Below are 1,649 nucleotides of genomic sequence, written 5' to 3'. Positions count from 1 at the left end.
GCCTCAAAATCCTTTGCGTGTTTTTGCTCCCCGTTCTCCAAAAAAAAACCGAGCCGCCACGGTTCCGGTAGCGCTCAAGGCGCGGCCGGAAACCGTCTGGGGAGAACCCCAGACCCCCATCGCTGCAACACCGACGGTCTACGACCACCTACCAACCGCATGGCTGCCTGTTCCGTGCAAATGGGCTTTGCAGGGGGCTGGCGCGGTTCCTGGCGACCTGAAAGCCCCTGGTTAGGGGTATCGGCGCGCTTGACCTCCTGAGAGCCTCTGTAAGCGTTTTTCGCGCCTTCCATGCCCTGGCGGGCATCTAAAACCCGTTTCGTGCGTCTGAGAGCTTTTGAGCGCGTTTGAGGGGCTATCTGGCGACTCATCCCCAAAAGAACAACACCGGGATCACCGACAACATGCGAGAGGTGATCCCGCTCGCCGCAAGTCGATGACCGAGCGTAGCGAGCGAATCGACGAGGAAGCGGAAGAGAACTGGAAGCCACATTGAGCACTTACGCACTGATGCGGGGTGTCGGGGTGAAGCCCTGACCAAGTGGTAATCGTATCGGCGTGCATGCGCGGTTATACGATTACACATCCTGTCCCGATTTCTGAGGCGTTTTAACGGTGAACGGACGGCAAAAACACGATGGAGCTGTTGAACGTGAAAACCACGAAATCTGGCAAAAATCACGGCTGGCGAGGCTTGCATAGGAGTAAGCCAGTATACACTCCGCTATCGCTACGTGACTGGGTCAGGGCTTCGCCCCGACACCCCCAAAGGGCGTTGCGTTGCACGCAACACCCTTACCTAGAATAGATCTTTTACGCCGATTTGTAAGTGGTTGTTTTTTTAGTGTGTTTTTTATTTACCTGTCGCATCCAGGATGACACAACGTTGTCGCATCCAGGATGCGACAACACGCAACAAGGTGTTGCATAGATGTGTCATGATGGCTTAGATTTGAACCAACGTTAGTGCATGGGATTTTCAGAGGGAAAAAATCATGTTTATTGATTCAGAAAAACGACTGAAACAACTTTCAGATGAGGCAAAGAAAAACACCGAGGATCTCGAAGAAGCAAAGAAAAATTCAAGGTTTACACAAGTATCCCCAAAAGGTTGGGAACGTGTTCGAGAGCTGCTGAAGGATAGCCAAGGCATATCAGCACTGAAGCTGTACTCATTTTTAGCGGAGCATATCGATCCTACGTGTGGCGCTGTCGTTGCGGATCAGCAATTTCTAGCTGAAAAACTTGGAGTTAGCAGAAGCACAATTATTCGGTGGCTCAATTACTTAGAATCAAAAAATGCATTAGTTAGAATCCCCGTTGCTGGTAAGGTTTGTGCGTATGCCCTCGATCCACATGAAGTCTGGAAGGGATACAACACTACGAAAAACCATGCAGCGTTTGTCACTAAAACACTGGTCAACAAAGACGGTGATATTCAGCGCCGAATCATGGCCATGTTTTCAAATTGAGCTAGCGGCAGGCGGACAATCAGGGGCTACGTGTTAACGTTCTGACCATGATTGTCTATCCTGCATTGCTCTTTTGCCGCCTCAAAATCCTTTGCGTGTTTTTGCTCCCCGTTCTCCAAAAAAAAACCGAGCCGCCACGGTTCCGGTAGCGCTCAAGGCGCGGCCGGAAACCGTCTG

Annotated in this window: 3 protein-coding genes; 2 read left to right on the top strand and 1 reads right to left on the bottom strand. The window is 51.1% G+C overall.

Going from position 1 to position 1,649, the window contains the following annotated elements; translation table 11 throughout:
* The coding region (locus BHE85_RS27055; RefSeq protein ID WP_206779290.1) for a hypothetical protein at positions 1-235 on the top strand (235 nt) is incomplete at its 5' end.
* A gap of 132 nt (positions 236-367) precedes the next feature.
* Here the strand turns inward: BHE85_RS27055 and BHE85_RS14825 are convergent.
* Positions 368-493: a hypothetical protein gene (locus tag BHE85_RS14825; RefSeq protein WP_001431667.1), complete on the bottom strand. Its 126-nt coding sequence runs from the start codon at positions 491-493 to the stop codon at positions 368-370.
* Between the two features lie 502 nt (positions 494-995).
* On the opposite strand from BHE85_RS14825, the gene BHE85_RS14820 reads away from it, so the two are divergent.
* The gene (locus BHE85_RS14820; protein WP_000469298.1) at positions 996-1,472 is read left to right on the top strand and encodes a helix-turn-helix domain-containing protein; all 477 of its coding nucleotides are present in this window, start codon (positions 996-998) and stop codon (positions 1,470-1,472) included.
* Positions 1,473-1,649 lie beyond the last annotated feature (177 nt).

It is taken from the genome of Shigella sp. FC1567 (genome assembly GCF_001743015.1).
Classification (GTDB): Bacteria; Pseudomonadota; Gammaproteobacteria; order Enterobacterales; family Enterobacteriaceae; genus Escherichia; species Escherichia coli.
The sequence above is the reverse complement of the archived record's forward strand: the minus strand, read 5'-3'. Positions and strand labels throughout refer to the sequence as shown.